A 24,849-nucleotide genomic window follows, 5' to 3' on the forward strand; every position below is an offset into this window, starting at 1 on the left:
CTGCGGGCTCTACGCCGGCGACCCCACCGCCTGGACCAAATGACCACCAACCAGACCAGCAAGATTTACGCGCGGCTGCACTAGTGACGCCACCGTAGCCGGCCTCCTCGATCAGACCGGCGGCATTGGCCTCCACAGATCGGGGATCGGGGATCGGGGACGCTTCCGCGCGGTCCTGGCTGGCAGGCTGGGGGTGATGAACGAGTCCCACACCGCCCCGGCCGCCACCGCCTACGACGTGGCCGCGGTCCGCGGCCACTTCCCGTCGCTCGCTGCCGGCGCCGCCCACTTCGACGGGCCGGGAGGCTCGCAGACCCCCGACGTCGTGGCTCGGGCGGTGTACGACACGCTCACCCGTCCGCTGGCCAACCGTGGCACCGTGACGCCCGCCGAGCGCAACGCCGAGGACGTCGTCGTCGCGTGCCGCGGCACCCTCGCCGACTTCCTCGGTGTCGAGCCGGACGGTGTGATCTTCGGTCGCAGCATGACGGGGAACACGATGGACCTCGCCCGCACCATGGCGAAACGGTGGGGACCCGGCGACGAGGTGGTCGTCACTCGACTCGACCACGACTGCGACGTCCGGCCCTGGGTGATCGCGGCGCGGACGGTCGGGGCGACGGTCCGTTTCGCCGACTTCGACCCCGAGACCGGCGAGCTCGGGCCGGACCAGATCGAGCGGGTCCTGTCCCCCGCCACACGGCTGGTCGCGGTCACGGCGGCCTCCAACCTGATCGGCACCATGCCCGACATCGCCGCGATCAGCCAGGTGGTCCACGCCGCCGGGGCCTGGTTGCATGTCGACGGCGTGCATTACTCGGCGCACGCCGCGGTCGACGTACCCGCCCTCGGCGCGGACTTCTTCGCCTGCTCGCCCTACAAGTTCCTCGGCCCCACTGCGGCGTCACCTACGGCAGGCCGGAACTTCTCGAACGGCTCGCCCCCGACAAGCTGTTGCCGGCGACGAACGCCGTGCCCGAGCGGTTCGAGCTCGGCACCCTCCCCTACGAACTGATGGCCGGCACGACGGCCGCCATCGACTTCCTGGCCGACCTGGCACCCGGCGCGACCACTCGGGTGCGGGGCGCCGGGCGAGGCTCCTCGCCTCGATGGCGGCCCCGGAGGCCCACGAGGACGTCCTGTGCGAGCGGATCGAGGCAGCGCTGCGCGAACTGCCCGGCGTCCCCCTGTGGTCACGAGCGACCCGCCGTACGCCCACCCTCTTCACGACCTTCGAGGGCCGGGACCCGCAGGACATCCGGACCTTCCTCGGCAAGCGTGGGGTCAACGCCCCGCCGGCTCCTTCTACGCCCGCGAGGCCTCCCATCGGCTCGGCCTCGGGGACGCCGGCGGCCTGCGCCTCGGGCTGGCGCCGTACAACGACGACAGCGACGTCGACCGGCTCCTCTCGGGCCTAAAGGATTACTTCGACCGCTGAGCAGGTGCGTCTGGCCGAATACTCGATGAATTTCAGCCGCCGGCCCCGGTCACGGTCATGTCGCCTTCAGCCCAGTCACGATGGTCTCCACGCCGTGGGCCGAGACATCGGCCCCTGTTCGGCCCGCGCCGATCGGTCGTAGCCGTCGGCCGCCCATCTCGTGCAGACCGTCACCAAGCCGGGATACCGTCCGAGCACGGCCGTCGCGCAGGCGGCCCTGGCCGTCGGGCCGATRCCCGTCGCCCAGCCCGAGATGAGGAGTGCACAGATGCTGGGTGTCGGCGACACCGCGCCGGACTTCGAGCTGCCGGACGAGACCAACACTCCTCGCAGGCTTTCCGCCCTCCTGGCGGATGGTCCGGTCGTTCTGTTCTTCTACCCGGCGGCGATGACCAAGGGCTGCACCGCGGAGAGCTGTCATTTCCGGGACCTCGCGGCGGAGTTCGCCAAGGTCGGCGCCCAGCGGATCGGTATCAGCACCGACACGGTGGCCAAGCAGAAGGAGTTCTCCGACAAGCACTCCTTCGACTACCCGCTGCTGTCGGACGCCGATGGCACGGTGTCGCGGGCGTTTGGCGTGAAGCGGCCGATCGACCTGCTGCGGGTCAAGCGCGCCACCTTCGTGATCGGTACGGACCAGGTCATCATCGAGGCCATCGCCAGCGAGCTGAACATGAACACGCACGCTGACAAGGCCCTGGCGGCATTGGGCGGGTAGCGCGGTACACCGGCAGGGCGGCAGGGCGGCAGGGCGGCAGGGCGGCAGGGCGATGGTGCACCCGGATCTGCCGCGCGCACCTCGCGCACATGTCGTTCGGCCGTCCCGCCGACGCGGGGCTCCGCCCGTTTCCGGGTGGAGCCCGACGTACCAGGCGGCCTCTGGTCCGCGCTCCTCCCGCGCCCTGGCGGCGCCAGCGGCGTCACCAGGCGATGGAGTTGGGGTTGGTGCCGCGGAGGAACGGGAGGCGGGTGGCCTTGGCGGTGGCGATGTCGATGCGGTAGGCCGCGCCACCGCCGTCGACGACCATCAGGAGCTTGCCGGCCGGGTCGAGGGCCATCTGGGTGAACGTCCAGAGGGTGTTGCCCCGGACCTGTTTCGGCTCCTCGAACAGGACCCGCAGCTGACGGCCGGTGGCGGCGTCCAGCTCGACGACGCGGGTCACCGGGGCCCCGCCGGGACGTTGCTGGGCGGCGATGACGTAGACCCGGGTGCCGCCGACGCCGAGAAGCGGGGTGATCATGGTGTCTCGCTGCAGAAGCGTCGGAGGCGCGGTGTTCGGCGGCAGCTGCGGTGGCAGGGGCCCGTCCGTCCCCCAGCCGAAGATCGGCTTGATGGTGCTGTCCCGGACCAGCGAGACGGCGTGGCCAGCCCCGTCGATCGTCAACCGGTACGCGAACCCCCTGGGCGTGGCCCGGTCGTAGGCGAAGGCGTGGAACACCCGCGGGTCGCCCGTCGCCTCGACCGCCGTGAAGAACTCACCCGACCGCGGCTGGACGGTCGCGGTGACGGCGCCGGTCAGCGCGTCCCGCACGGCGACCTCCTGGTACTGCCCGTCGGAGATGTTCGTGAGGAAGTAACGGGCCGGGAATCCGGCCTCGGCGACGGCCGCCGCCCAGCGGTCGGGCGGCTTCCGGAGCGCCTGGGGCAGCACGACCGCCGAGCCGCCGACCAGGAGCAGGACGACGAGCCCGACCAGGGCGGGCGTGAGACGCCGCGCCCGGCCGCCCCCCACGCGCGGTCCGCCGCGGTGCCGCGGCTCGCCGCGGTGGTACCAGCGTTGCCGGGCCAGGCTGGCGGGCGACACCGGGGCCCTTCCGGGTGCCCGGTCGGTGGTCATCAGGTCGGCTGTCGCCGCGGTCGCGTCCCGCAGGCGGTCCTCAAGTGTGGTCATAAGCCGGTTCACCACGCGATCGAGTTCGGGATCGTGCCCCGCAGGAACGGAATGCGGGTGGCCCGCGTGGTCGCGATGTCGATGCGGTAGGCGCCGCCGACCGCGTCGACGACCATCAGCAGGCGGCCGCTCGGGTCGAGGGCCATCGAGAAGAAGGCCCAGATGGTGTTGCCATGGTTGGCGTATGGCTGCTCGAACAGCACGCGCAGCTGCTTGCCGGTCGCCGCGTCCAGTTCGATGACCCGGGTGACCGGGGTGCCGTCGTCGCGCTGCTGGGCGTCGATGGCGTAGATCCTCCGGCCGTCGGCGCTGAGGATCGAGGACGCGTAGCCGTTGCCGCCCGCGCTCCAGCCGACGACCCGGCGCGCGTTCGCGAGCAGGTCACCGCCGCGCCGGCTGGTGTCGAGAAGCCACAGCCCGGCCTTGTCCGCCGGTTGCCTGGCCCCCATGTCGCTGAACTGGAAGGCGAGGTAGCGCCCGTCGGCCGACCAGCTGAGGTCCGTCGTACCGCCGGGCCGGTCCGCCGTGAAGCGCGTGGCTCGCCCGGTCCGGACGTCCACCACATCGATGCCCGCAGGCGGGAGCTTGCCGTTCGTGACGGGAGACGGGGCCGGGAACGCGAGCCGGTTCCCGTCCGGGGACGCGGCGAACGAGCCGCCGCCCTCCGGCCGCGAGACGGTACCCACTTCGCTCAGCGAGACGACCTTCCCAGCGGCGCTGATCGTGAGCCGATAGGCCCGGGCCGCGTCGCCGCTGGCGTTGCCCTTGACGTAGAAGACCAGCGGGTCGGCGGTCGCGGAGACGGCGGAGAACACGGTCCCACTCGCCGGCGGCACCGTGTCGGTGACCTCCCCTGTCAGCGCGTCGCGGACCGCGATCTCCAGGTAGCCCGCGCCGGCCCCGCCCATGTTCGTGACGAAGTAGCGGGCCGGGGAGACGGCTGGGGTGACCGTCGCGGCCGGTGGCCGGTGCGACTGCCCGACCACCTGGGGCAGCAGAACCGTGCCGCCGACGACGAGCAGGACCACCACGGCGACCAGCGCCGGCACGAGCCAGCGGGCGGGGCCGCGCCCTTCGCCGCCCTGAGGCGCGCCGCGCTGGTGCCAGCGCTCGCGGGCGAGACTCGCGGGCGACACCGCGACGGGTTCGGCCCCGCGCCGCGCCGCCGGCTCGGACCCGGACCTGGGCACGGACGAGGACGGGGACGTTCTGGTCACCAGCTCGGCCGTCGCGGTGGTCGCGTCGCGCAGCCGGTCCTCGAGGGCCGTCATTCCTCCCCCTCCCCCAGCTGCCGGGCCAGCGCGCGCAGCGCGCGGGTCGCGGTGGAGCGGACGGTCGCGGGCGTGATGCCGAGCATGTCGGCGATCTCGCCGTCGGAAAGGTCCAGGTAGTAGCGCAGGACGAGGACCTGCTGGCGGCGGGGCGCGAGGCGGCGCAGCGCGGCCATCACCTCGCGACGGTCCTCGCGGAACATCGCGGCGGACTCGGCCGACCAGATCGGGGGCTCATGGCGGACGCCGATCCGGGCGAGCACAACCCGGCGGCGCAGCACACCACGGGCGCCGTTGAGGACGGCGGCCCGGACATAGGCCTGCGCGCTTCCCGGGTCACGCAACCGCGACCAGTGCCGCATCAGCCCGATGAACGCCTCCTGGACGACGTCCTCGGCCGTGCGCTGATCACCGACCAGCACGACCGCGAGCCGCAACAGCCCGGCGCGGTGCTCGCCGAACAGCTGCCCGACGGAGGCATACAGGTCGGCCGATGATCCTGAGACGGCCGGTGCTCCTGAGTCGGCCGCTGGTTCGTCCGGGCCCTCGTCGCTCGGCTCGGGGCTCAGCGGTTCCACGGACGGGAAGTCTCGCGCAGGAACGGTATCCGGCCGCGCGGACGGTTCTGGTCGCACATAACAGAGATGCGTGAAGGCACCCGTCTGCTGCTCGCCCGCCGAAAATTTCACAAATCGCCTACCGCGCGGCCAGGCGAGTACTCCCGCCCGACACGTCTACCCCTCGGTGATCGCTGTTTGTGTCCTGGTGTGGTTGCCGGTGGGGGGCGCGGTCAGCGCCGCGTGCCACCGGTGGCACGCGGCGCCCGACTGATCGGTGACCAGCTGGCGCAGGGGCGGGCTCGCCTCCTTGCCGGTCCGGAATACTCCGCACCCGCCGGAGCGCTCCCCCGGGTATGGCCGCGATCGTGAATGAGCCGAGGGCTCGCGCCACGCGCCTCTCGGCGAGCGGGCACGTGTGGGAGATGTCGTTCCTCCAGCACGAGCGCGTTCCCGCCGGCTCGGCCGTCCCACGCGCGGCGGGTCCGTTGTGGGCGCTCGTCCTGGACGGTTCAGCGGAGCTCGAGACCGCGGACGGTTGTCATTCTCTCCAGGCGGGAGACGCGGCGCTCATCGCGGCGCGCACCGCCCACCGGCTCATCGCCGGCGAGGACCTGATGCTCGCGGTCGCGGACCTGCGACCTGTCGTGGCGTCGTCCCATCGGCTGCCGAGCCCGTTCGTCATCCCGGGGTTCAGCGGTCGCCATCCCGCCGTGACACGCCTCATCGGAACGTGCCCGCTCGAAGGCCGATGCCTCACGCCCCTGTTCGCGCAGGGCTATGCGGGCGTTCTCGGCGCCGCGCTGGTGACGTCCTGGCTGGAGGCCGGCGAGAACGGCGAAGGCGTCGAGCGGCCAGGCCAGGACGGGGCCGTCGCCCGCGTGCTCGCCGCCCTCACGTCAGACCCGGGTGACGACTGGACGCCTGACCGGATGGCGCGGCTGGTGCACCTGTCGCGATCCGCGTTGACGGCGCGGTTCAGGCGCGCGACGGGACGGCCCCCGATGGAGATCCTGCGCGAGCTGCGGATGCACGAGGCGCGCAGGCTGCTCGCCGACAGCTCCCAGCCGGTGGGCGGGGTCGCGTCCGCGGTGGGCTACCGCTCGATCGCGGCGTTCAGCAGGGCGTTCGCGTCCCATCACGGCCTCGCGCCGCAGGCCTGGCGCGCGGAGGCGCTGTCGCCGTCGTCAGTCGCGGGGCACGCGCAGTAGCCCGAACCCGATGCCGGCGGCGAGCGCCGCAGCAGCGCCGACGACGAGCGGCGACCGTACGCCGCGCGCGTCGAGCAGCGCGCCGCCGGCCACCGCGCCGAGCGTGATCGCGGCCTGGAACGCCGTGACCTGGAGCGACACCGCGGACTCCGCGCGGTCCGGCTCGACCCGGGTGACCCACAGCTGGGTGGCGACCGGCACCATGTTGAACGCGAACCCCCACAGCACGATCCCGGCCGCGAGCAGGACGAGGGAGTGCGCCATGGCGGTGACCAGCAGGCCCGCGCCAAGCAGGACCGGGGCCGCGGCCGCCAGAAGCCGCAGCCTCGCGGCGAGCGCGCCGGCGAGGAAGTTGCCCGCCAGGCCACCGACACCCCAGGCGACGAGCAACCACGTCGTATGGGAGGAGCTCACGCGCTCGATCGCGAGCCTGATGTAGGGGTAGCTGGCGAAGTTCCCGAACGCGGCCAGGCCAACGCACCCGATCCCCGCCATGAGCCGTCGGCGCGCGATGGCCTCGCGCAGCATCGGCAGGCCGGCGGACGGATGCGCCGGAACCGGCGGCAGGGCGAACGCCAACCCGGCCGCGGCGACGGCGCAGACAACCGTGGCACCGGCGAACGAGGCCCGCCAGCCGACGTCGTTGCCGAGAAGCGCGGCGAGCGGCACGCCCAGCACCGTCGCGAGGCTCACGCCGAACGCGAGCGCGGTCGACACGACGCTGGGCCGGCCGGGCATCGCGGTCAGGCCCGCGCCAAAGGCGAACGACCAGAAACCGGCGATCGCGATCCCGAGCAGGAGTCGGCCCAGAAGCAGGACGGCGAAGTCCGGGGCGATCGACACAGCGAGGTTGGCGACCGCGCCGGTGGCGAGCAACGCGACGAGCACCGAGCGCCGGTCGGTCCGCGGGAGGACGAGCGCGATCGTGGGCGCGGTGACGGCACCGGCGATCGCGGTGACCGCGACCGCCAGGCCGGCGACACCGTCGCTGACGCCCAGGTCCGAGGCCATCGTCGGCAGCACGCCGGCGGGCAGGAACTCGCTCGTCACGAGCACGGTCGTCCCCGACGCGAGCGCGACCATCGGCATCCAGGTCGTCGCCGGTGCGGTGGCCTCGCCGGTCAGCGTGGGCGCGGAGGTCTGGTTGCTCATAAATCCAACCTGCGTCACGGCCGGCCGGCGGACTTGATGCCGCGACGCCTCCCGTTGATCCCGCGGCCTGTTCCGGGCCGGCGTGTGGGGCGCGGGGCGTGTGGGGCGTGTGGTCGAGCTCAGCGGGGCAGCGGCCCGGAGTACGCCGCGCGTGCTTCCCGCACGGATGGAAGGTGCCGCTCGGACCACTGGGTGAGGGCGGCGAAGACGGGGGCGAGGCTCTCGCCGAGTTCGCTGATCTCGTACTGCACCCGGGGCGGAATCTCCGGGTGGTAGGTACGGACCACCAGTCCGTCGCGTTCCATCTGCCGCAGCCGTTGGGTCAGCACCTTCGGTGTGACGCCCAGCGTTCGCTCGAGTTCGACGAAGCGCTGCGTGCCGTGTTCGTGCAGCGTCCAGAGAATCGGGGTGGTCCAGCGGCTGAACACCAGCTCGACGACCGGCGAGATCGGGCAGGGGCGAACGTCGGTCGTCGCCCCGGCAGTGGTTGTCATGCGGGCTCCGTTGCTGGTCATTTTGGCGCTGGTCACCTTGGCGCCAGTCACTTTCCATGGGGAACCTACTATCTACATGACCGTAGCGTGTCCCGGGTCAGTCCAGAAGCCAGACCCGGAGGTACCCCCTGTGATCGTCGTGACCGGCGCGACCGGCAACATCGGCCGCCCCCTCGTCAAGAACCTGATCGCCGGCGGCCAGACAGTGACCGCCGTGTCCCGAGGCGCCTCGGCGCCCCTTCCGGCCGCGGCCGGCCTCACCGCCGTCCGCGCCGACCTCGCCGACCCCGACAGCCTGGCCCCCGCGCTCCGGGGAGCCGACGCGCTGTTCCTGCTCGTCCACGGTTCCGGCGATGGCCTCGACGCGGCGGCGATCCTGGGTACCGCCAAGGCCGCAGGTGTCCACCGGGTGGTGCTCCTGTCGTCGATCGCCGCCGGTACCCGTCCGGAGTTGTCGGCCTACGACGGGTTCCGCGTGCTGGAGGACGCCGTGACGGGGTCGGGCCTCGAGTGGGCCATCCTGCGACCGGGCGGCTTCCACTCCAACGCGCTGGCCTGGGCGCCCTCGATAGCGGCGCAGCGGACGGTGTACGCGCCGTTCGGCGACGTCGCGCTGCCCTCCGTCGACCCGGCCGACCTGGCCGACGTCGCGGCCGAGGCCCTGCTGGACTCGCGCCACACCGGCGGCCAGACCTACGTCCTGGCCGGGCCCTCCAGCTCGCCGCGTGATCGGGCGGCGGCCCTCGCCGCGGCCCTCGGTGAACCGGTGGCCTTCGTCGAGGTCTCCCGCGAGCAGGCGCGTGAGGAGATGGCCAGGTGGATGCCGGCCTCCATCGCCGACGACACCCTGACCATCCTCGGAAGCCCGACCCCCGAGGAGAGCGCCGTCGGCCCCGACCTCGCCACCGTGCTCGGCCGACCCGGCCGGGGGTTCGCGGACTGGGCTCGGGACAACATCGACGCCTTCCGCTGACCCGTCCGCGACCCCGGTCTACGGCGGGCCTACCGCGGGCCCGGTGGGACTGAGCCACCAGGTCAGGGCGACGCGGTCCGCCTGCTCGCAGGTGGGGACGATGGGCCCGCGAAGCTGGCGCGGTAGGTGCTTGGCGGCACACCGACCCGGCGGATGAAGTGCTGGCGCAGCGACTCGGCCGATCCCAGGCCGCTGCGCCGGGAGATCTGGTCCATCGGCAGCGTGGTGGTCTCGAGGAGGACGCGTGCCCGGTCGATGCGCTGGTGGAGAAGCCACTGCAGCGGGCTCAGGCCAGTCTCGGCCTGGAATCGGCGGGTGAGGTTGCGGACGCTGGTATGGGCGTGCGCAGCGAGGTCCCTGAGTGCGAGCTCCTCCTCGAGCCGCTCCAGCGCCCACGAGCGGGTCCCGGCGAGCGTGGTGCCTCGCGCGGGCGGTAGCGGCGAGTCGATGAACTGCTGCTGTCCGCCATGGCGGACCGGTGCCATGACGACCAGCCGTGCGACCTGGTTGGCCGACGCGGCGCCGTGGTCGAGCCGGATCAGGTGCAGGCAGAGGTCGAGGCCGGCGGCGACGCCCGCCGAGGTCAGAACGTCGCCGTCGTCGGTGTAGAGGACGCCGGGCTGGACGTTGACCCGTGGGAACCGCCGGGCGAACTCGTCGGTGTACGGCCAGTAGGTCGTGGCGGTCCGCCCGTCGAGAAGGCCCGCTGAGGCCAGCGCGAACGCGCCGGTGCAGATCGACGCGATTCTTCGTCCTTCACGCGCCGCGTCGCGTAGCACGTCGAGGACGCGCGGGTCGAAGCCTTCTCGGCGGCCGGACCCGGTGACGATCAGCGTGTCCGCCGCACGCAGGGCGTCCAGCCCATGTTCGACGACCAGGCTGACGCTGCCGGTGCTTGCCAGGACGCCGGGCTCGGCGGCACCGGCCACAACGTCGTACGCCGGGGCCCCGTCCACCTCGACGGCGCTGAAGACCAGCTCGGGGATGGCGAAGTCGAAGACCGTCACGGGCGGGATGGCGAGGACGCCGACGCGATGCCTGTTCAGCTGCATGGCCAGATCCTTGGGAATGATGGCATTCAGGCCACTACTGTACGACGCCCCCACGCCGGACATTTGGCTGGCAGAGCACGAAGCCACCATCCGTCCGCGCACAGGAGCACACGTGTCAGTCAAGATCGTCGTAGGCGCCGGGGCCACTGGCGTTCCCACCGCCCTCCTGCTGGCCGACGCAGGCAACCGGGTCAGGCTCGTCAGCCGTGGCGGGACCGGGCCGCGCCATCCGAACATCGAGCTCGTCAAGGCCGACGCCACCGACACCGACGGACTCACGGAGATCCTCCGCGGCGCCGCGACCCTCTACAACTGCGCCATGCCGCCGTACGACCAGTGGCCAGAGCTCTGGCCTCCCCTCGCCGCGTCGCTTCTGACGGCGGCCGGGCGAACGGGCGCGGACTACGTCATGGTCGGCAACGCCTACGGCTATGGCCCGGTCGATGGCCCGATGACCGAGGACCTCCCGCTCACGGCAACCACCGAGAAGGGCCGGGTACGCGCCCGCATGTGGGCCGACGCGAAGGCGGCACACGACGCCGGCCGGGTACGCACCACCGAGGTGCGGGYGCACGACTTCCTCGGGCCCGGCGCGGCCTCGTACTACACCCTGACGGTGCAGCCGTCGGTCCTCAGTGGCAAGGAGGCGATGTTCTTTCCAGCGGACCTGGACGTCCCACATTCGTGGACCTACACCGTCGACACCGCGAGAACGGCTGTGGCTGCCGGGGAGCACGAGGCGTCCTGGGGGCGCGCCTGGCATGTGCCGAGCACCGTTCTCTCGGTCCGCCAGCTCACCGACCTGATCGCTCGGGCGGCCGGGACGGCGCCGGTCACCCTCGCCGCGATGACCAGGGATCAGCTCGCCGCCCTGGCCGCCGCCGACAGCGTCCTGGCGGAGATTGTGGAGATGCTCTACATGATCGAGCAGCCCGCGATCCTCGACAGCGCCGAGACGCGCCGGCTGCTGGGTGTCGAGGCCACTCCCATCGAGAAGGTCATCGCTGAGATCGTCGAGACGGGCGGCGCCATCGCCACGCCGACCACTCCCGCGAACGGACGCTGAGAGGCGGACCCCGCGAAGGCGGGGCGGGCGGGGCGGGCCGGCTCGTCCGGCCCGCCCCGGTCACGTCGGCTTCTCGGGGGCTGGGCCGGCTTCCAGTGTGGTCAGAGAAGTCCTTCGAGTTGGGCGGCGACCTGGCGGTAGCGGCTGACGGGGACGAGGTGGACGCCGGTGAACGCGGCGCTGTCGCGTAGGCGGAGGATCTGTTCGCAGGCGGCGTCGACTCCAGCGGCCTGGTCGCGCTCGACGCGTTCGACGAGGTCGGTGGGGATGTCGATGTCGGGGATCGTCGCGGCGAGGCGCCGGGCCATCCCGGCGCTGGCGAGGACCATCACGCCCGCGTAGACAGGCCGATCGATCGGGTGGGTATCGCGCCAGCGCAGAAGGGCGTCCACCGAGTAGCTGACCTGGACGAAGACGAAGTCGGCCGCGCGCTTCCAGGCGGGCAGCGGTCGCAGGCCCGCCGCCGTGCCGACGCGGAAGGAGGGCCGGCCGGCGTAGACCGGGTCGTCGGCGACCGCGCGAACCTCCTCGATCATGGCGCGCACGGTGAGGTCACCGGTCCGGTTCCCGGCGGTGGGTTTGTCGCCCTGGACGAAGAGGAACTCCTCGACGCCGTAGGCAGCGGCGGTGAGTAGGTCGCGGCGGAACCCGAGCAGGTTGCGGTCACGGGAGTTCACGCAGGCGATACTGCGCCCGCCCATCGCTTGAACCTCATGGGCGACGGCAATGCTGGACACCGTCGCGCGCCCCAGGTGATTGTCGGGAATCAGGAAGGCGTCGGCGACGGGGGCAAGAACGCCGATCTGGTGGCGGGCGTGGGTGAGATCGGGCCGAGTCGGCGGTTCGATCTCGCAGATCAGTTCGAAGCCGTTCGTCGAGGTTCCTCGGCTCGCCCTGCCGATCTCGTTCCGGGCTACCGCCTGCTCAGTCAATGCCGCCTCCGCGTTCCCAGGGCGAGTCCGCCCCACCCACGCCCCAGTATCGCTGGCGACCCATGACCACCTGGTCGCTGGTCGTACTGTTTCGGTAGTCGCCGCCGCGTTCTCGTGCGGGTCAGACCGCGGCCACGTAGAACCAGCGACCGTCCTCCCGCACGAACCGGCTGCGCTCCGCCTGCGCCCCGTCGCGGCCGCCGGTCCGGTAGTGTGCCGCGAACTCGACCGTCCCCTCCACGTCGAAGATCCCGCCGCCGGACGTCGCCAGCACGTCGAGACCCGTCCAGCGGCGATCGCGCGGCAGCGTCAGCCGCGCCGGCCGGCTGCTCGGGTGCCAGGTCTCCCGCAGGTAGGCGACCTCGTTCAGCACGAAGGCGACGTACCGGGATCGCATGAGTGCGACCGCCGTCGGGGCGTTTGCCTCGCCCCGGTGGAACCGGCCACAACACTCGCCGTAGGTCAGTCCGAATCCGCACGGACAAAGCTCACTCACCACCCCCGCAGTCTGACCGATGACGCACGATCATTCGGGCCTCGTTGCCCGGCGGGGCGTCGTCACGGCTGCGGCTGCGTCTCGCGGGCGTAACGGGCGGGCGTGACGCCGAAGGCGTCCCGGAACGCGGCGGTGAAGGCGCTCGGGTTGCTGTAGCCGCAGGCAAGGGCGACGACGGTGACCGGCTCACCGCCGGCGAGCAGGGTCAGGCCGTAGTGCAGTCGGAGCTGGGCCCGCCACTGCGGGAACGTCATGCCGGTCTGGCGGCGGAACAGGCGGCTCAGGGTACGTTCGCTGGCCCCGACGGCGCTGCCGAGCTCGGCCAGAGGTCGCGGATCCGCGGGGTCACGGTCCAGCATCGCGGCGAGTGCGGCGAGGCGGTCGTCGCGCGGCTGGGGCAGGCACAACCGGAGCTCGGGCACCGGCCGCAGCGAACGCAGCAGAACGGCGGTCAGGTCACGGCGGTCGGCGGGCGCCAGACCGGTCTCCGAGAGCGCCCGGATGATCTCACGGAGCAGGGCGGGTACCGCGACCACGGTCGGGTCGGGGAAACCGAACGGATCGTCCGCCTCCGGGAACGCCAGGCAGTGCAGATGCGTCGGCCCGTGCGCCCGGTGCGCGTGGGCCACACCCGCCGGCAGCCACACGGCTCGCAACGGCGGCACCACCCACGAACCGACCTCGGTCGTCACCCTCAGGACTCCGGTGCCCGGGTAGATGAGCTGATGCTCGGCGTGGTCGTGCCAGTCGATCCGTTCCCGGTCCGTCAACCGCCGTAGCTCCGGCCCGGCGAAGAAATGGCGGTCCATCGACAGAACCATACGGCTTGGCGGTGGCCCGCCGCTCATGTCGACGACCATGCTGGCGGTCGCCCCTCGAGGAACCGACGCCAGGAGGCCGCCATGACCGTGCCGCACCAGATCTCCGCCCCCGACGGCTGCGTTCTCGTCACGGAGGTGAGCGGGCACGGCTCGGTGGCCCTCGGCGTCGAGGACATCGAGGACATCGAGGACGACGAGGCCAAGGCGGGATCGGCCGGGGCGGCGGGAGGGCCGGCGTGACCGCCGTCGACGACGCGCGGGCCGCGGCGCTTACCGCTCCAGGCACGGCCTCCACCAGGCAGGAGCCAGCGGCGCCGGGGACGCCGTGGCGACGGATGCGGATGTGGGCCGCGGCCCACGCCGTGGACGATCTCTATCAGGGACTGGTGCCGGCGAGTGTTCCGTACTTCGTCCTCGACCGGGGTTACGGCTACCTCGCCGCCTCCGGGCTCACACTGGCCGCGACGCTCGGCAGCTCGCTACCGCAGCCGCTGATCGGCCTGCTCGTCGACCGCCGGCGAGTCGGGCCGCTGGCCGCGGTCGGCGTCGTCCTCGCCGGGCTCGGCGTCGGACTCGCCGGGCTGGCGCCCGGGTACGCCCTGACCTGGTCGCTAATCCTGCTGTCCGGGACCGGCGTGGCGATGTTCCACCCCGCGGCCGGGCGGGCAGCGCGCATCGACGCGGGCGACAGCACGGCGGCGATGAGCGTCTTCGCCGCCGGCGGCAGCGTCGGGTTCTTCCTGGCGCCTGTCCTGGCCACCCCGGCGCTGGCCGGTCTGGGCCTGGCCGCCACGGCGCTGTTCATCCCGCCCGCGGTGCTCGTCGGCTTCGTGCTGCTGCGGGCCCATCGCCGGCAGGCGGCGGCCAGTTCGGTGGCGGCGGTCGGCCCGGCCGGCGGCGAGGACCGCTGGCGGCCCTTTCTCCTCCTCACCGCGGTCGAGAGCGCGCGATCCGTCCTCTTCTTCGGCGTGAACACGTTCATCGAGCTGTACTGGCTCCGCCACCTGCACACGGGTCACACCACGGCCGGCGCCGCGCTGGCCTGCTTCCTGGTCGGCGGGGTCGCCGGCACACTGGCCGGCGGGCGGATCGCCGACCGCGCCGGTGCCGTGCGGACGGTCCAGGCCGGCACCGCGCTGGCGATCCCCGCGCTGGTCGCACTGCGCGTCGCGCCCAGCCCGGGCATCGCGCTGCTGGCCGCCACCGCCGTCGGAGTGGCGATCAACATTCCGTTCTCGGTGCTCGTCAAGCTGGGCCAGGACTACCTGCCGACCCGTCCCGGAACCGCCGCCGGCGTCACCCTGGGACTCGCCGTCAGCATCGGAGGTCTCGCGGCGCCAGGTCTGGGGGCGATCGCCGACGCATGGGGGATCGCCGCGGTCTTCTGGGTCCTCTGCCTGGTCCCGGTGCCGGGTCTGCTTCTGGCCGTGTTCCTGCCCGAGATCCGGCCGACACGACCGCAGGACGCACAGGACCGGAGGCGCGCGACCTGAGCAGACTTCACCCGTCCATGAGACTGGCGGCCGCCGTCGCTCCGAGCTCCCAACAGGCCTCGCGCGCGGCGGCGTCCACCTCACCGACGATCGACAGCGGCTCGCGCAGGCGCTTCCACCTCAGTCCGGTCACGATGGTCTCGACCCCGCGGACCGCTCCGGTCGTGTCGCTGTTGCCGTGGATGTAGAGCGCGTACGGGCGGCCAACCGTCGCGTCGAGGCACGGGTAGTAGATCTGGTCGCAGAACTTAGCGTCGACGCCGTGTTAACGGCCGGACCACCCCACCTCGGGGCGCTCGAATCCTGGTCCGCCCCGCGCCGGTACGGACCGCCGGGGCGACCCGCCGCCCACCGAGCCGCGCCTCGGGTTCATCAGTGCGTACGACCGCCGCCAGCAAAGCGGCGGCGAGAGACGCTACGTAGCCCTATTGTTACCTTCACGGGATAACCCGGGCCAACCGTCGAACACCAAAAGATAGCACAAAACTGGATCATGGAGCCAAGGTCGTGAGTAGGCACCGGACGTGGCTTGTCCCCCTCGTTCTCATGCTCGTCTCCACCGCAGTGCTGATCGGGACCTCTACCGACCAGCACGGCGCGACTCTCGTGGTTTTCGCGATCATCGGCTGGATCGCGGCCGCCGCATTCCTGGTCGGACTCATCCTCGCCGTGCGCAACGGTGTGCGCGCCTGGTGGCGCCACCGGCGCAAGGTCCGCGCCCATGCGGCGGCCTTGCTAGCCGAGCGGGACGCGCGGGCGGCGGCGGAGGTCGAACGTAGTTGGCACGGCGCCTGCGAGCTCTTGAGCCATCTCGCCGCCGGCCGGCAGCTACCGCCGCTCACGGTGTGGGGTCTCGTCCTGCATCCCGGCGAACAGGCATACCTCTCTTTCGCCGCAGGCTATTCGCGCTACTACTCCGGTGACGGCACCTACACACATGTCGACGGCCTCTTCCTGGGAAGTCTGCCGTTTATGGCTGCCGGCTACGCATTCACGGCGATGGGTAATAATGCCCGCCGCAGCGCGGCCGCCGCGGAGGCGGCCTACCGGTGGCGGGAGCACCAGCGAACCCAGGTCGTGCTCACCAGCGAGCGCGTCGTCTGCAACGCGAACGGTCGATGGCTTAGCTTCTACTTCAGCGGGGTGACCGCCTTCTATCCGGAGCCGATGAACTGGTCCGTCGTCTTCGAGTTCGGCGACGCCGTGCCGCTGCGGCTCGTGGGTGAAAGCGGCGCGGCGATCGCCACCTACGCGGCTTGGGCGCTGCACGGCCGGGACGGGCTGCACGAGCACCCCGCCCTGGAGCCTCTTCGGGCGGCGGTCCGGAACGCGGCCCGTCGGTAGCTACGCCCCGCCGCCGAGGGGGCACCCTGACGCCGCTCCCGAGTCAGGACGTTCCCACGTCGGGTGCGCTGCGTGGCAAGGCCGATACCGCCAGAGGTCGGCTGTGAGATCATGACGGGGTACGCGGCTCGGCGGGAAGGCAGACGCTCGACGGGGGGCGGGGGACGTGCTGGCGACGTTGGCGGAGGGCGATCCACAGACAGTCGGCGGCTACCGAGTGCACGGGCGGCTCGGGTCGGGCGGCATGGGTGCCGTCTATCTCGCCTCCGAGGCGGACGGCCCTCCGGTAGCCATCAAGGTCATCAGGCCGGACCTCGCGGCGGATCCGGCCTTCCGCGCCCGCTTTCGCCGCGAGGTCGCCGCCGCACGTCGGGTGCGCGGCCGGTTCGTGGCCGAAGTGCTGGCGGCCGACATCGACGCTGGCCGGCCGTGGATGGCCATGGAATACGTCGACGGCGTGAGCCTGACCCGGGCGGTCGCCGAGCGAGGCTGCCTCGCCGGCCCCCGGCTCGAGGCCTTCGCCGCGGGCCTCGCGAGCGCGCTCGCCGCGGTCCACGAGGTCGGGGTCGCGCACCGGGACCTCAAGCCGGGGAACATCCTGCTCGGCGGCGACGGTCTGAAGGCCATCGACTTCGGCATCGCGCGTGCGCTGGACGAGACGGCACACACCCGGACCGGGGAGATCCTCGGAACGCTCGGCTGGATGGCGCCCGAGCAGCTGCTCGGCGAGCGCGTCGGCCCCCCGCGAACGTGTTCGCCTGGGCCCTCTGCGTGGCCTTCGCCGCGACGGGGCGCGGGCTGTTCGCCGGGCCGCAGACCGACTCACCGATCGCGTCGGCGCTGCGCCGGCTGCATTCCGAGCCCGACCTCGCCGACCTGCCCGACCGGCTCGAACCGCCGCTACGGCGCGCGCTGTCGCGAGACCCCGCCGCGAGACCTGGCGCGATCGACCTGGTCGGCGAGCTGCTCGGCCGGGAGATAGCCGGGCTGGCCGCCGCCGAGGCAGCCGTTCGCCAGCTGGGCGGGGACGCGGAGTATCCGGCCAGCGCGGGGACCGAGCCGCAGGTATCGGCCGCACCCGCGGACCTCGGGGAGCAGCCGGCCCAGCCGTCGCCGACGGAGGACGCGCGGCCGGCGCCCGTGGAGGACGCGCGGCCGCGGCCGGCGGAGGATGCGCGGCCGCGGCCGGCGGAGTTGCAGGCAGCCGACGTGGTGGAGCCGGCCTTGCCGGCGCCGACTCCGCCGTCCGCGGTCGCGGAGCCGACGCCGTGGGGGACGTCGGCGTCACCAGCCGAGGAAACATCGTGGCCGCCGGCCGATGATCTTCCGGGTCGGCCGATGCCACCAGGTAGCCGGCCGGACCGTCGCCGGCCAGTGGTGCTGCTCGCGGTCGCGGCCGCGGTCCTACTGGCCGTGGTCGCGGGAACGGTGGCGCTGATCGGTCTGGGCGGCGGGCCCCGAGGAGCCCTGGCCGCGGACGGCGCGACGGCCCCGCGCTCGACTCCGGGGACCGCGTCGGGGCAGCCTCGTTCCTCCGACGACCGCACGAGGAACGAAGGCCCGGCCGGCGGTGCGTCGGCCGCGTCATCCACCGATTCGTCGCCGGCGGAATCCGGAACCGGCGACCGGCCGACAGGCCCAGCCGGGGGCTCCGCCGAACCGGATCAGGGCACCCGGACCACTCCCCCACGCGACGAGCCGACGACGTCCCCGGCTCCGGCACCAGCGCCAGCCCCGGCCCCGGCCCCGGCCCCGCGACCCGACCCGGATGGCGGCAAGACCAGCGAGATCGTCTACCACGCCGCGGGCAACTACGCCGGCGTGATCTGGTTCAACGCGGGAACCGCGAATCCCGAGAAGGGCCGGAACTCCTTCACGGTCAAGGATCTTCTCTGCGGCGACGACTGGAGCATCTACGCGGAGTACCGCTATGCGGATGCTCAGGGAACCGCGCACGCGGGCCGGGTACAGCTCGGCGGCGACTGCGCCCCGGTCGAACGGTCCGATTCCGTCGCCGGGCCCCAGTMAGAGGTCATCGGCTTCCACTGGCGAGGCTGCAAGTGGGACACCAGACAGGTGAGCGGGGACACCTGCGAGCCCTGGACCACCGCCACCCTGCGCTGATCCCACGACCGGCAGCACGCCCCGACAAACGAGACGGTGGTGGCAGGAGACGGCGCCGTTAGGCTGCCGAAAGGCCACGGACCGGCCAACCGGCTGAGGGGAAGTCCCCGTGAGTATTACCGCAGGCACTCGGGTCGTCCTGATTGGCGGTACCAGCGGCATCGGCCTCGCGACCGCCAAGGCCGTGACGGCCGCCGGCGCGTCGGTAGTCGTCGCGTCGGACAATCCGGCGACCACGAAGAATGCGCTCGCCGAACTTCCCGATCGCGCCGACGGTCAGGTGGCCGACGCGGCGTCGAGCGAGAGTTAGCCGTCAACCGGTCATCATCGATGCGGCAGCAGTGGCGCCCAGCTCCCAGCAGGCCTCGCGCGCAGCAGCGTCCACCTCGCCGAGGATCGACAGCGGCTCGCGCAGGCGCTTCCACTTCAGACCGGTGGCGATGGTCTCCACCCCTCGAATCGCGCCGATGGTGTCGCTGCCACCGTGCACATAGAGCGCGTACGGGCGACCAACCGTCGCCTCCAAGATCGGATAGTAGACGCAGTCGCAGAATGACTCGAAACTCGTATGCTTTGGTTGGTCACGCTAAGTATCCATGAGGCTTGCCGTCACCGTGGCGCCCAGCTCTCGGCACCCTTCCCACGTCGCCGCGTCCGGACCGCCGACGACCGTCAACGGCCCTCGAAGACGTTTCCAGCGCATGCCGGTCGCGGCCTTCGACCATGGGCGCCAAGCATTGACCAGACACGCGCCTCGCCTGGCCCCTCGCGCCCCGAGGCAAGCGTGGACACCGATGTCTCGGCGGCGGGCCGCCACCGGGGTCGCCTCTGTACCAACTAGTATGTACAGTTGCCGGGTGGACACCCCGGATCGCCTCATCGAGAGCACACGTGAACTGCTGTGGGAACGCGGCTATGTCGGCATGAGCCCCAAGGCCATACAACAGCGGGCGGGAGCCGGGCAGGGCAGCATGTACCACCATTTCAGCGGCAAGCCCGACCTGGCGTTCGCCGCGATCACTCGCACCGCGACGGAGCTACGCGCCGCAGCCGAGGCTCAGCTCTCCGGGCCTGGCACCGCCACGGAGCGAATCGCGACCTACCTGCGGCGGGAACGCGATGTCCTCAGAGGCTGCCCGATCGGCCGGCTCACCCAGGACCCGGACGTGATGGCCGATCCGGCGCTTCGCCGGCCGGTGGAGGAAACCTTCGCCTGGCTCCAGGACCAACTCAAGGGGGTCCTGGCCGAAGGGCGTAGGCGCGGCGAGTTGGATGCCGCGCTCGACCCGGCCTCCACGGCTTCGACCATCGTCGCGGTGCTCCAGGGCGGATATGTACTGGCCCGCGCGGCCAACTCCACCGCGCCATTCACCCAGGTTGTGGACGGTGTTCTCGGCCTGCTCGCCGCTCACGCGGCCTCCCCCGGTAGTTCGTCCCCCACGCAAGGAGCACACGGTCTATGCAGCTGACGCGTTCCGGCGCCCGCTCCGTCACCGCGCCATCCGAGTGGTTCACCGGCACCGCCTGGGTGGACGAGATCGCCGCCCCGGTTGTCGCCTCAAGGGTTCGCGTCGACACCATCCACTTCGCTCCCGGCACCCGCACGGTGTGGCACCGTCACCCGTTCGGCCAGGTGCTCTAYGTCACCGAAGGAACCGGCGTCGTTCAGGCTCGCGGCGGCCCGGTCGAGGTGCTCCGCGCGGGCGACAGCGTGCGCATTCTCCCGGACGAATGGCACTGGCACGGCGCTTACCCCACCACATTCATGACCCATCTCGCCGTCCAGGAGGTCGCCGAGGACGGCACCGAAGCAGAGCGCGGGGCTCCCGTCACCGACACCGAATACCACGCCTGATCCGCAGCCAGCCGGTAACACGACCGCAAGGAAGGCGTTCGATGTACGCGACGCAATACGAAATAACCCTGCCCTCCGACTACGACATGCGAATCAWCCGTCGCCGTGTGGCCGAGACCGGGCACGCCCTCGACGACCGCGTCGGCCTCGGGCTGAAGGCGTACACCATCCGGGAGCGCGGCGTCGCCGGCGCGCCCGCCAACCAGTACGCCCCGTTCTACCTGTGGGCGGACACCGGCGCGATGGGTCACTTCCTGGTCGGTGGTGCGGGCTTCCAGAACATCATCCGCGACTTCGGCCGCCCGACCGTGCACCACTGGATGGGTGTGGCCGCTATGGCTGGCCCGGCCCGAACCACGCCCCCGAGGTCCGCCTCCCGCCGCATCTGCCCGTTGACAACGGGCCCGGATCCGGACGGCCGAGGTCAGATCGATCGGGTCGAGCAGGAGATCGAGCACCTACGTGAGCTGGCCGGGCACGAGGCAGTACATACCGCAGCGCTGGCGCTCGACCCTCGGCACTGGCAACTGGTGCGGATGATTCTGTGGCGGGACACGGTGCCATTGGATCCAGATGCCACGGAGACGTACGAAATCCTGCACCTGTGCGCGCCGCATATCTCCGATCTGCCCGAGGAAAGAAGCTGGTAGGCACTCCCTGGCGGATTCGCCACGTGCTGCCACCCCGTCCGTCAGAGGCTCCCGTCACGGCGGCTGGCAGCCGTTCGGGATCGTGACCGCGCTCCCCGGACGGGCGGTGGCGCTGCCGTCGTCCCGTTCATCCGGTTGGCCGAAGCGATGGTGCTGGCGACCATGYGGCCCGCCGGAGAGATCGATGACGTTCCAACGCCAGCGGAGAACGCCCGAGCGACGGGCACACGAGTACGTGAAGGAACGGGAAACCGAGGAGGGCAGCTCATGATCAGCGGCCGATAGTAGATTTCTGGCATGCGAACTGCCGTTGACGCTGCCGGGCGCATCGTCATCCCCAAGGCGCTGCGTGATGCGCTCGGGCTCACGGCAGGTCAGACGCTGGAGATCGCGGAACGAGACGGACGGCTGGAGATCGTTCCAGCACCGACACCGATGACCCTGGTGGACGAGGGCGACGGCGTGATCGCCGTCGCTGACACGGACATGCCGGTGCTGAGCGCCGACCTGGTACGTGCCACGTTGGAGCGAACCAGGCGATGAAGGCCGTCGACACCAGTGTGGTCGTGGCCTGCTTTGCCAGCTGGCACGAGCACCATGCCATCGCACGCAAGGTCATGGCCGGCCGTCCGCGCCTCATCGCGCACGCGGCAATTGAGTCCTACTCGGTACTGACCCGGCTCCCGCCCCCACACCGGGCACAGCCCTCTACCGTGCACACGTTCCTCACCGAACGATTCACCGAACCGTTCCTCACCCTGTCGGAGACCTGGACCAGCGAGCGACCGCAACATACGAAGCCGTCGGAATCACCGTGGACCAGCTCGCTTCGCAGTGACCGAACCAGGCCCCCGGCCGTAGGGCCGGCTCTGGCAGGGACTCGGGACCGACCGTCAGTCGCCTCGAGGCGCGGGCAGATGGCGGACATGGGCCGGGTCACCAGGCGATCGAATTCGGCGTTGTGCCCCGCGGGAAGGGGATCCGGGTGGCCCGCGCGGTCGCGATGTCGATGCGATGGGCGCCACCGGCTCCGTCGACCACCATCAGCAGACGACTGGTCGGGTCGAGGGCCATCGTGTCGAAGGCCCAGATGGTGTTGCCACGGTTGACGTAGGGCTGCTCGAACAGTATCCGCAGCTGCCTGCCGGTGGCCGCGTCCAGTTCGATGACCCGGGTAACCCGGGTGCCGCCGCTGCGCTGCTGGGCGTCGATGGCGTAGATCTTCCTGCCGTCGGCGCTGAGGACCGGCGACGCGTAACCGTTGCCGCCCATCTTCCATCCGACAACCTGACGCGCGTTCGCAAGCAGGTCCCCGCCGGACCCGTCGGTGTCCAGGAGCCACAGCCCGCTCCTGTCGGCCAGTTTTCCGTCTCCCTCATCGTTGAACTGGAAGGCGAGGTGGCGTCCATCCGCGGACCAGCTGAAGTCCCGTGCGCTGCCGGGCCGGTCCGCCAGGTAGGAGGTGACGTGCCCGGTCCGGACATCCACCACGGCGATGCCCGCCGGGGGCATCGTGCCGTTCGGGGCGGCGAACGGGGTGGGGAACGCGAGCCGGTTCCCGTCCGGCGACGCGGCGAACCAGCCGCCGCCCCATGGCTGCGAGATGGTACGCACCACGTTCAGCGAGCCGACCCTCCCGGCCGAGCTGATCGCGAGTCGTTCGACCTCGACCCCACCGCCGCTACCGCTCGCCAACACGTAAAAGACCCGCGGGTCGGCCGTCCCAGCGACGGCGTCGAACTCAATCCCGCCAGGCGGTGACACCGAGTCGGTGACCGTCCCGGTCAGCGCGTCGCGGACCGCGATCTCCCGATAGCCCGTGCCGCCTCCGCCCATGTTCGTGACGAAGTAGCGTGCCGACGAGACAGCCGGCGCCGTCGTCGTCGCAGGCTGCCGGGTCACGCGAGGCACAAGAACCACGCCGCCGACGACGAGCAGAACGACGACGGCGACCAACGCCGGAACCAGCCAGCCGGCAGGGCCGTGCGTGGAGCCGCCGCGAAGCACGTCTCGCTGATCCCGGCGCGGTCGGACGCTGCTCCCGGGCGACACCGCAATGGCTACGTCCGCGCGTCCCGTCGCAGGCGTGGGGGTGGGGGTGGGCGCTGTGGTCACCCGGTCAGCGGAAACCAGCGCGGCCGTCGCGGCGGTCGCGTCGCGCAGCCGATCTTCCAGGGCTGTCATACAGCCACCTCCCCGAGTTGGCGCGCCAGCGTGCGCAGCGCACAGGTCGCTGTGGAGCGGACGGTCGCGGAGGTGATGCCGAGCATCTCCGCGATCTCGTTGTCCGAAAGGTCCAAGTAGTAGCGCAGGACCAGAACCTGCTGGCGGCGGGGCGCGAGGCTGCGCAGCGCGGCCATCACCTCACGCCGATCCTCCTGGAACATCGCGGCCGACTCGGCCGACCAGATCGCAGGATCATGGCGGACACCGAACCGCGCGAGCACTGCCCGGCGGCGCAGCACCCCCCGCGCGCCGTTGAGAACGGCGGACCGGACGTAGGCCAGCGCGCTGTCCGGGTCACGCAGCCCCGACCAGTGCCGTATCAGCCCGATGAACGCCTCCTGAACGACGTCCTCGGCCGTGCGCTGATCGCCGAGCAGGACGACCGCGAGCCGCAACAGGCCAGGGCGATGCTCGCCGAACAACACTCCGATGGAGGCGTACGGATCGGGTTTGCGGGTCGGCGGGGCCAGGTTYGCCCGCTGCGGGGGTCGGCGAGTAGATGGAGGAGGAGTCGCGCGCAGGCCCCAGGTCCGGCTGCGCGGACGGTCTTAGTCGCACATGTATAGAGATGCGGGAGAGTACCGATCCGCCGCTCGCCGACCGGAAAATCTCCCTACATGATCTGCCTGGCTTGTCCAGATCACGCGGGCATCAGCGCGCTGCACCTGCGTGGCTGGGCCGGGAGTCTGGCTTGTCCAGATCACGCGGGCATCAGGCTGGCCGCGACCGTTGCCCCCAGTTCCCAGCAGGCATCACGGCCGTCGGCGTCCACCTCACCGACGATCGACAGTGGCTCGCGCAGACGCTTCCACTTCAGCCCAGTGGCGATCGTCTCCACCCCGCGAATCGCCCCAGTCGTGTCACTGCCACCGTGCACGTAGAGTGCGTACGGCCGACCGACAGTCGCCTCAAGTACGGGGTAGTAGATCTGGTCGAAGAAGTGCTYGAGCGCCCCGCTCATGTAGCCGATGTTCGCCGGCGTGCCGAGCAGGTATCCGTCAGCGGCGAGCACGTCGACGGCGCTCGCGGCCAGCGCCGGCCTCACGACCACATCCACGCCCTCGATCGCGTCGTCCCGCGCCCCGGCGAGCACCGCCTCCAACATCGCCTGCATCGTCGGCGACGGCGTGTGGTGGACGATCAAGAGGGTGGGCATCGGTAAGCATGGTAGTGCCGCGGCAGGCATGGCGTGCCACCGCGGCGCGAGCTCTGGAGATCGGTCAGAGGTGGCGCGCCGCCGGTGACGCGTAACGCCGGACCGATCATCGACCAACTGGCGCAGGCGGCGGGGCGCGTGTTTGGTGACGCGGCATTGGGGCCTGCATCGGCGGCGCGTCGCTGGCAGCCGAGATCGGACTTCCGCGAGACTGGCTCAATACCCTCGCGAGGTAGCTGTTCAGCTCGGTTGAGCGGCTGTCTTCCGGATCTTGTGTGGTGATCGGTCTCCTGGTTGTCGGGCGGCGGGGCAAGATCGGCTAGGTTGCGGGGGTGGAGTTTGCGGGCCGGCCGAGCTATGAGGAGCTTGAGCGTCTGGTCGCGGAGCAGGTGGCTGTCATCGCCGGGCAGGCCGCGCTGATCGAACGGCAGGCGGCGCTGATCGAGGGGCTGACCGCGCGGGCCGAGGAGTTGGCGGCGCGGGTCGCGGAGCTCGAACGCCGGCTCGGGACGGACAGTTCGACGTCGTCGCGTCCGCCGTCGTCGGACAGCCCGTTCACGAAGGCGCCGAAGCGGTCGTCGCGGACGGCGTCGGGCCGGCCCCGTGGCAAGCAGCCGGGCGAGCCGGGGCAGACGCGGAACATGGT

At 71.6% G+C, this 24,849-nt stretch carries 30 protein-coding genes; 16 read left to right on the plus strand and 14 right to left on the minus strand.

Annotated features, from left to right (window positions below):
• The first annotated feature begins 196 nt into the window (after window positions 1–196).
• The 3 genes from BL253_RS36435 (at window position 197) to BL253_RS36440 (ending at window position 2,156) form a co-directional block, all read left to right on the plus strand.
• Complete coding sequence (locus tag BL253_RS36435; protein ID WP_241835466.1) at window positions 197–1,015, plus strand: aminotransferase class V-fold PLP-dependent enzyme; 819 nt, start codon at window positions 197–199, stop codon at window positions 1,013–1,015.
• Between the two features lie 94 nt (window positions 1,016–1,109).
• Window positions 1,110–1,418 (plus strand): hypothetical protein, encoded by a 309-nt coding sequence (locus tag BL253_RS45990; protein ID WP_241835467.1) that lies wholly within the window; start codon window positions 1,110–1,112, stop codon window positions 1,416–1,418.
• Between the two features lie 288 nt (window positions 1,419–1,706).
• The gene (locus BL253_RS36440; protein ID WP_076822474.1) at window positions 1,707–2,156 is read left to right on the plus strand and encodes a peroxiredoxin; all 450 of its coding nucleotides are present in this window, start codon (window positions 1,707–1,709) and stop codon (window positions 2,154–2,156) included.
• Between the two features lie 202 nt (window positions 2,157–2,358).
• Here BL253_RS36440 and BL253_RS36445 read toward each other — a convergent pair whose 3' ends face one another.
• The 3 genes from BL253_RS36445 to BL253_RS36455 are packed head-to-tail and all read right to left on the minus strand — an operon-like array spanning window position 2,359 to window position 5,179.
• Window positions 2,359–3,330, minus strand: a complete 972-nt coding sequence (locus tag BL253_RS36445) for a hypothetical protein (RefSeq protein ID WP_076822437.1) — start codon at window positions 3,328–3,330, stop codon at window positions 2,359–2,361.
• 8 nt (window positions 3,331–3,338) lie between these two features.
• Window positions 3,339–4,601: a TolB-like translocation protein gene (locus tag BL253_RS36450; protein WP_076822438.1), complete on the minus strand. Its 1,263-nt coding sequence runs from the start codon at window positions 4,599–4,601 to the stop codon at window positions 3,339–3,341.
• The gene (locus tag BL253_RS36455; protein ID WP_081439053.1) at window positions 4,598–5,179 is read right to left on the minus strand and encodes an RNA polymerase sigma factor; all 582 of its coding nucleotides are present in this window, start codon (window positions 5,177–5,179) and stop codon (window positions 4,598–4,600) included. Before BL253_RS36455 ends, BL253_RS36450 begins: the two co-directional genes overlap by 4 nt.
• A gap of 404 nt (window positions 5,180–5,583) precedes the next feature.
• On the opposite strand from BL253_RS36455, the gene BL253_RS36460 reads away from it, so the two are divergent.
• Entirely contained in the window at window positions 5,584–6,369 is a 786-nt protein-coding gene (locus BL253_RS36460; protein WP_158230495.1) for a helix-turn-helix transcriptional regulator, read from the plus strand.
• Here BL253_RS36460 and BL253_RS36465 read toward each other — a convergent pair.
• Both BL253_RS36465 and BL253_RS36470 read right to left on the minus strand, forming a co-directional pair.
• Window positions 6,346–7,521 carry an MFS transporter gene (locus BL253_RS36465; protein WP_076822442.1) on the minus strand — a complete coding sequence of 392 codons (1,176 nt, stop codon included), beginning with the start codon at window positions 7,519–7,521 and terminating at the stop codon, window positions 6,346–6,348. The two genes, BL253_RS36460 and BL253_RS36465, sit on opposite strands and share 24 nt — an antisense overlap.
• Before the next feature lie 119 nt (window positions 7,522–7,640).
• Window positions 7,641–8,015 carry a winged helix-turn-helix transcriptional regulator gene (locus BL253_RS36470; RefSeq protein ID WP_076822444.1) on the minus strand — a complete coding sequence of 125 codons (375 nt, stop codon included), beginning with the start codon at window positions 8,013–8,015 and terminating at the stop codon, window positions 7,641–7,643.
• Between the two features lie 130 nt (window positions 8,016–8,145).
• On the opposite strand from BL253_RS36470, the gene BL253_RS36475 reads away from it, so the two are divergent.
• Window positions 8,146–8,988, plus strand: a complete 843-nt coding sequence (locus BL253_RS36475; RefSeq protein WP_076822446.1) for an SDR family oxidoreductase — start codon at window positions 8,146–8,148, stop codon at window positions 8,986–8,988.
• Between the two features lie 62 nt (window positions 8,989–9,050).
• Here the strand turns inward: BL253_RS36475 and BL253_RS36480 are convergent, their stop codons facing one another.
• Window positions 9,051–10,040, minus strand: coding sequence for a GlxA family transcriptional regulator (locus BL253_RS36480; RefSeq protein ID WP_076822448.1), 990 nt, complete (start codon window positions 10,038–10,040; stop codon window positions 9,051–9,053).
• A gap of 112 nt (window positions 10,041–10,152) precedes the next feature.
• On the opposite strand from BL253_RS36480, the gene BL253_RS36485 reads away from it, so the two are divergent.
• A complete protein-coding gene (locus BL253_RS36485; protein ID WP_076822449.1) occupies window positions 10,153–11,106 on the plus strand; it encodes a Rossmann-fold NAD(P)-binding domain-containing protein in 954 nt (317 codons plus the stop codon).
• A 101-nt stretch (window positions 11,107–11,207) separates the two neighbouring features.
• Here BL253_RS36485 and BL253_RS36490 read toward each other — a convergent pair whose 3' ends face one another.
• From BL253_RS36490 to BL253_RS36500, 3 genes are all read right to left on the minus strand, one after another.
• Window positions 11,208–12,008 (minus strand): methylenetetrahydrofolate reductase, encoded by an 801-nt coding sequence (locus tag BL253_RS36490; RefSeq protein WP_076822478.1) that lies wholly within the window; start codon window positions 12,006–12,008, stop codon window positions 11,208–11,210.
• A 151-nt stretch (window positions 12,009–12,159) separates the two neighbouring features.
• Window positions 12,160–12,537 (minus strand): YchJ family metal-binding protein, encoded by a 378-nt coding sequence (locus BL253_RS36495; protein ID WP_076822451.1) that lies wholly within the window; start codon window positions 12,535–12,537, stop codon window positions 12,160–12,162.
• 59 nt (window positions 12,538–12,596) lie between these two features.
• A complete protein-coding gene (locus BL253_RS36500; RefSeq protein ID WP_076822479.1) occupies window positions 12,597–13,343 on the minus strand; it encodes a helix-turn-helix domain-containing protein in 747 nt (248 codons plus the stop codon).
• Window positions 13,344–13,436: 93 nt separating this feature from the next.
• Here BL253_RS36500 and BL253_RS42645 point away from each other — a divergent pair, with 93 nt between their 5' ends.
• A complete protein-coding gene (locus BL253_RS42645) occupies window positions 13,437–13,595 on the plus strand; it encodes a hypothetical protein (protein WP_158230496.1) in 159 nt (52 codons plus the stop codon).
• The gene (locus BL253_RS36505) at window positions 13,592–14,848 is read left to right on the plus strand and encodes an MFS transporter (protein ID WP_241835469.1); all 1,257 of its coding nucleotides are present in this window, start codon (window positions 13,592–13,594) and stop codon (window positions 14,846–14,848) included. The genes BL253_RS42645 and BL253_RS36505 overlap by 4 nt, the downstream gene beginning before the upstream one ends.
• A 7-nt stretch (window positions 14,849–14,855) precedes the next feature.
• On the opposite strand, the gene BL253_RS45000 is transcribed toward BL253_RS36505, so the two are convergent.
• A complete protein-coding gene (locus BL253_RS45000) occupies window positions 14,856–14,981 on the minus strand; it encodes a hypothetical protein (RefSeq protein WP_274535302.1) in 126 nt (41 codons plus the stop codon).
• A 374-nt stretch (window positions 14,982–15,355) separates the two neighbouring features.
• Here BL253_RS45000 and BL253_RS36515 point away from each other — a divergent pair, with 374 nt between their 5' ends.
• From BL253_RS36515 to BL253_RS36525, 3 genes are all read left to right on the plus strand, one after another.
• On the plus strand, window positions 15,356–16,192 hold the full coding sequence (locus tag BL253_RS36515; RefSeq protein WP_131831672.1) for a hypothetical protein: 837 nt from the start codon (window positions 15,356–15,358) through the stop codon (window positions 16,190–16,192).
• Between the two features lie 166 nt (window positions 16,193–16,358).
• Window positions 16,359–17,174, plus strand: a complete 816-nt coding sequence (locus tag BL253_RS36520) for a serine/threonine-protein kinase (protein ID WP_076822454.1) — start codon at window positions 16,359–16,361, stop codon at window positions 17,172–17,174.
• A gap of 1,251 nt (window positions 17,175–18,425) precedes the next feature.
• A complete protein-coding gene (locus BL253_RS36525; RefSeq protein WP_076822456.1) occupies window positions 18,426–18,626 on the plus strand; it encodes an SDR family NAD(P)-dependent oxidoreductase in 201 nt (66 codons plus the stop codon).
• Window positions 18,627–18,629: 3 nt separating this feature from the next.
• Here the strand turns inward: BL253_RS36525 and BL253_RS36530 are convergent, their stop codons facing one another.
• Window positions 18,630–18,845 carry a flavodoxin gene (locus BL253_RS36530; protein ID WP_076822458.1) on the minus strand — a complete coding sequence of 72 codons (216 nt, stop codon included), beginning with the start codon at window positions 18,843–18,845 and terminating at the stop codon, window positions 18,630–18,632.
• Window positions 18,846–19,173: 328 nt separating this feature from the next.
• Between BL253_RS36530 and BL253_RS36540 the strand changes: the two genes are divergently transcribed.
• The 4 genes from BL253_RS36540 (at window position 19,174) to BL253_RS36555 (ending at window position 21,364) form a co-directional block, all read left to right on the plus strand.
• Window positions 19,174–19,785 carry a TetR/AcrR family transcriptional regulator gene (locus BL253_RS36540; RefSeq protein WP_076822460.1) on the plus strand — a complete coding sequence of 204 codons (612 nt, stop codon included), beginning with the start codon at window positions 19,174–19,176 and terminating at the stop codon, window positions 19,783–19,785.
• Window positions 19,776–20,171 (plus strand): (R)-mandelonitrile lyase, encoded by a 396-nt coding sequence (locus tag BL253_RS36545; protein WP_076822462.1) that lies wholly within the window; start codon window positions 19,776–19,778, stop codon window positions 20,169–20,171. The genes BL253_RS36540 and BL253_RS36545 overlap by 10 nt, the downstream gene beginning before the upstream one ends.
• A 41-nt stretch (window positions 20,172–20,212) precedes the next feature.
• Window positions 20,213–20,821 carry a DUF4865 family protein gene (locus tag BL253_RS36550; RefSeq protein WP_076822463.1) on the plus strand — a complete coding sequence of 203 codons (609 nt, stop codon included), beginning with the start codon at window positions 20,213–20,215 and terminating at the stop codon, window positions 20,819–20,821.
• A gap of 297 nt (window positions 20,822–21,118) precedes the next feature.
• Window positions 21,119–21,364: an AbrB/MazE/SpoVT family DNA-binding domain-containing protein gene (locus BL253_RS36555; RefSeq protein ID WP_076822465.1), complete on the plus strand. Its 246-nt coding sequence runs from the start codon at window positions 21,119–21,121 to the stop codon at window positions 21,362–21,364.
• Between the two features lie 393 nt (window positions 21,365–21,757).
• Here the strand turns inward: BL253_RS36555 and BL253_RS36560 are convergent, their stop codons facing one another.
• From BL253_RS36560 to BL253_RS36570, 3 genes are all read right to left on the minus strand, one after another.
• Window positions 21,758–23,005, minus strand: a complete 1,248-nt coding sequence (locus BL253_RS36560) for a TolB family protein (RefSeq protein WP_116438930.1) — start codon at window positions 23,003–23,005, stop codon at window positions 21,758–21,760.
• A complete protein-coding gene (locus tag BL253_RS36565; protein WP_076822469.1) occupies window positions 23,002–23,517 on the minus strand; it encodes a SigE family RNA polymerase sigma factor in 516 nt (171 codons plus the stop codon). Before BL253_RS36565 ends, BL253_RS36560 begins: the two co-directional genes overlap by 4 nt.
• Window positions 23,518–23,747: 230 nt before the next feature.
• Window positions 23,748–24,203: a flavodoxin family protein gene (locus tag BL253_RS36570; RefSeq protein ID WP_076822471.1), complete on the minus strand. Its 456-nt coding sequence runs from the start codon at window positions 24,201–24,203 to the stop codon at window positions 23,748–23,750.
• Between the two features lie 332 nt (window positions 24,204–24,535).
• Between BL253_RS36570 and BL253_RS36575 the strand changes: the two genes are divergently transcribed.
• A partial coding sequence (locus BL253_RS36575) for a DUF6444 domain-containing protein (RefSeq protein WP_241835472.1) occupies window positions 24,536–24,849 on the plus strand: 314 nt, incomplete at its 3' end.

Source organism: Pseudofrankia asymbiotica (assembly GCF_001983105.1).
Lineage (GTDB): Bacteria > Actinomycetota > Actinomycetes > Frankiales > Frankiaceae > Pseudofrankia > Pseudofrankia asymbiotica.

Coding starts and splice junctions, on each gene's coding strand:
- BL253_RS36465 (WP_076822442.1), bottom strand. CDS start 7,521: ATGAGCAACCAGACCTCCGCGCCCACGCTGACCGGCGAGGCCACCGCA.
- BL253_RS36480 (WP_076822448.1), bottom strand. CDS start 10,040: ATGCAGCTGAACAGGCATCGCGTCGGCGTCCTCGCCATCCCGCCCGTG.
- BL253_RS42645 (WP_158230496.1), top strand. CDS start 13,437: ATGACCGTGCCGCACCAGATCTCCGCCCCCGACGGCTGCGTTCTCGTC.
- BL253_RS36440 (WP_076822474.1), top strand. CDS start 1,707: ATGCTGGGTGTCGGCGACACCGCGCCGGACTTCGAGCTGCCGGACGAG.
- BL253_RS36445 (WP_076822437.1), bottom strand. CDS start 3,330: ATGACCACACTTGAGGACCGCCTGCGGGACGCGACCGCGGCGACAGCC.
- BL253_RS45990 (WP_241835467.1), top strand. CDS start 1,110: ATGGCGGCCCCGGAGGCCCACGAGGACGTCCTGTGCGAGCGGATCGAG.
- BL253_RS36555 (WP_076822465.1), top strand. CDS start 21,119: ATGCGAACTGCCGTTGACGCTGCCGGGCGCATCGTCATCCCCAAGGCG.
- BL253_RS36450 (WP_076822438.1), bottom strand. CDS start 4,601: ATGACGGCCCTCGAGGACCGGCTGCGCGACGCGACCACCGCGACGGCC.
- BL253_RS36435 (WP_241835466.1), top strand. CDS start 197: ATGAACGAGTCCCACACCGCCCCGGCCGCCACCGCCTACGACGTGGCC.
- BL253_RS36500 (WP_076822479.1), bottom strand. CDS start 13,343: ATGGACCGCCATTTCTTCGCCGGGCCGGAGCTACGGCGGTTGACGGAC.
- BL253_RS36560 (WP_116438930.1), bottom strand. CDS start 23,005: ATGACAGCCCTGGAAGATCGGCTGCGCGACGCGACCGCCGCGACGGCC.
- BL253_RS36470 (WP_076822444.1), bottom strand. CDS start 8,015: ATGACAACCACTGCCGGGGCGACGACCGACGTTCGCCCCTGCCCGATC.
- BL253_RS36460 (WP_158230495.1), top strand. CDS start 5,584: ATGTCGTTCCTCCAGCACGAGCGCGTTCCCGCCGGCTCGGCCGTCCCA.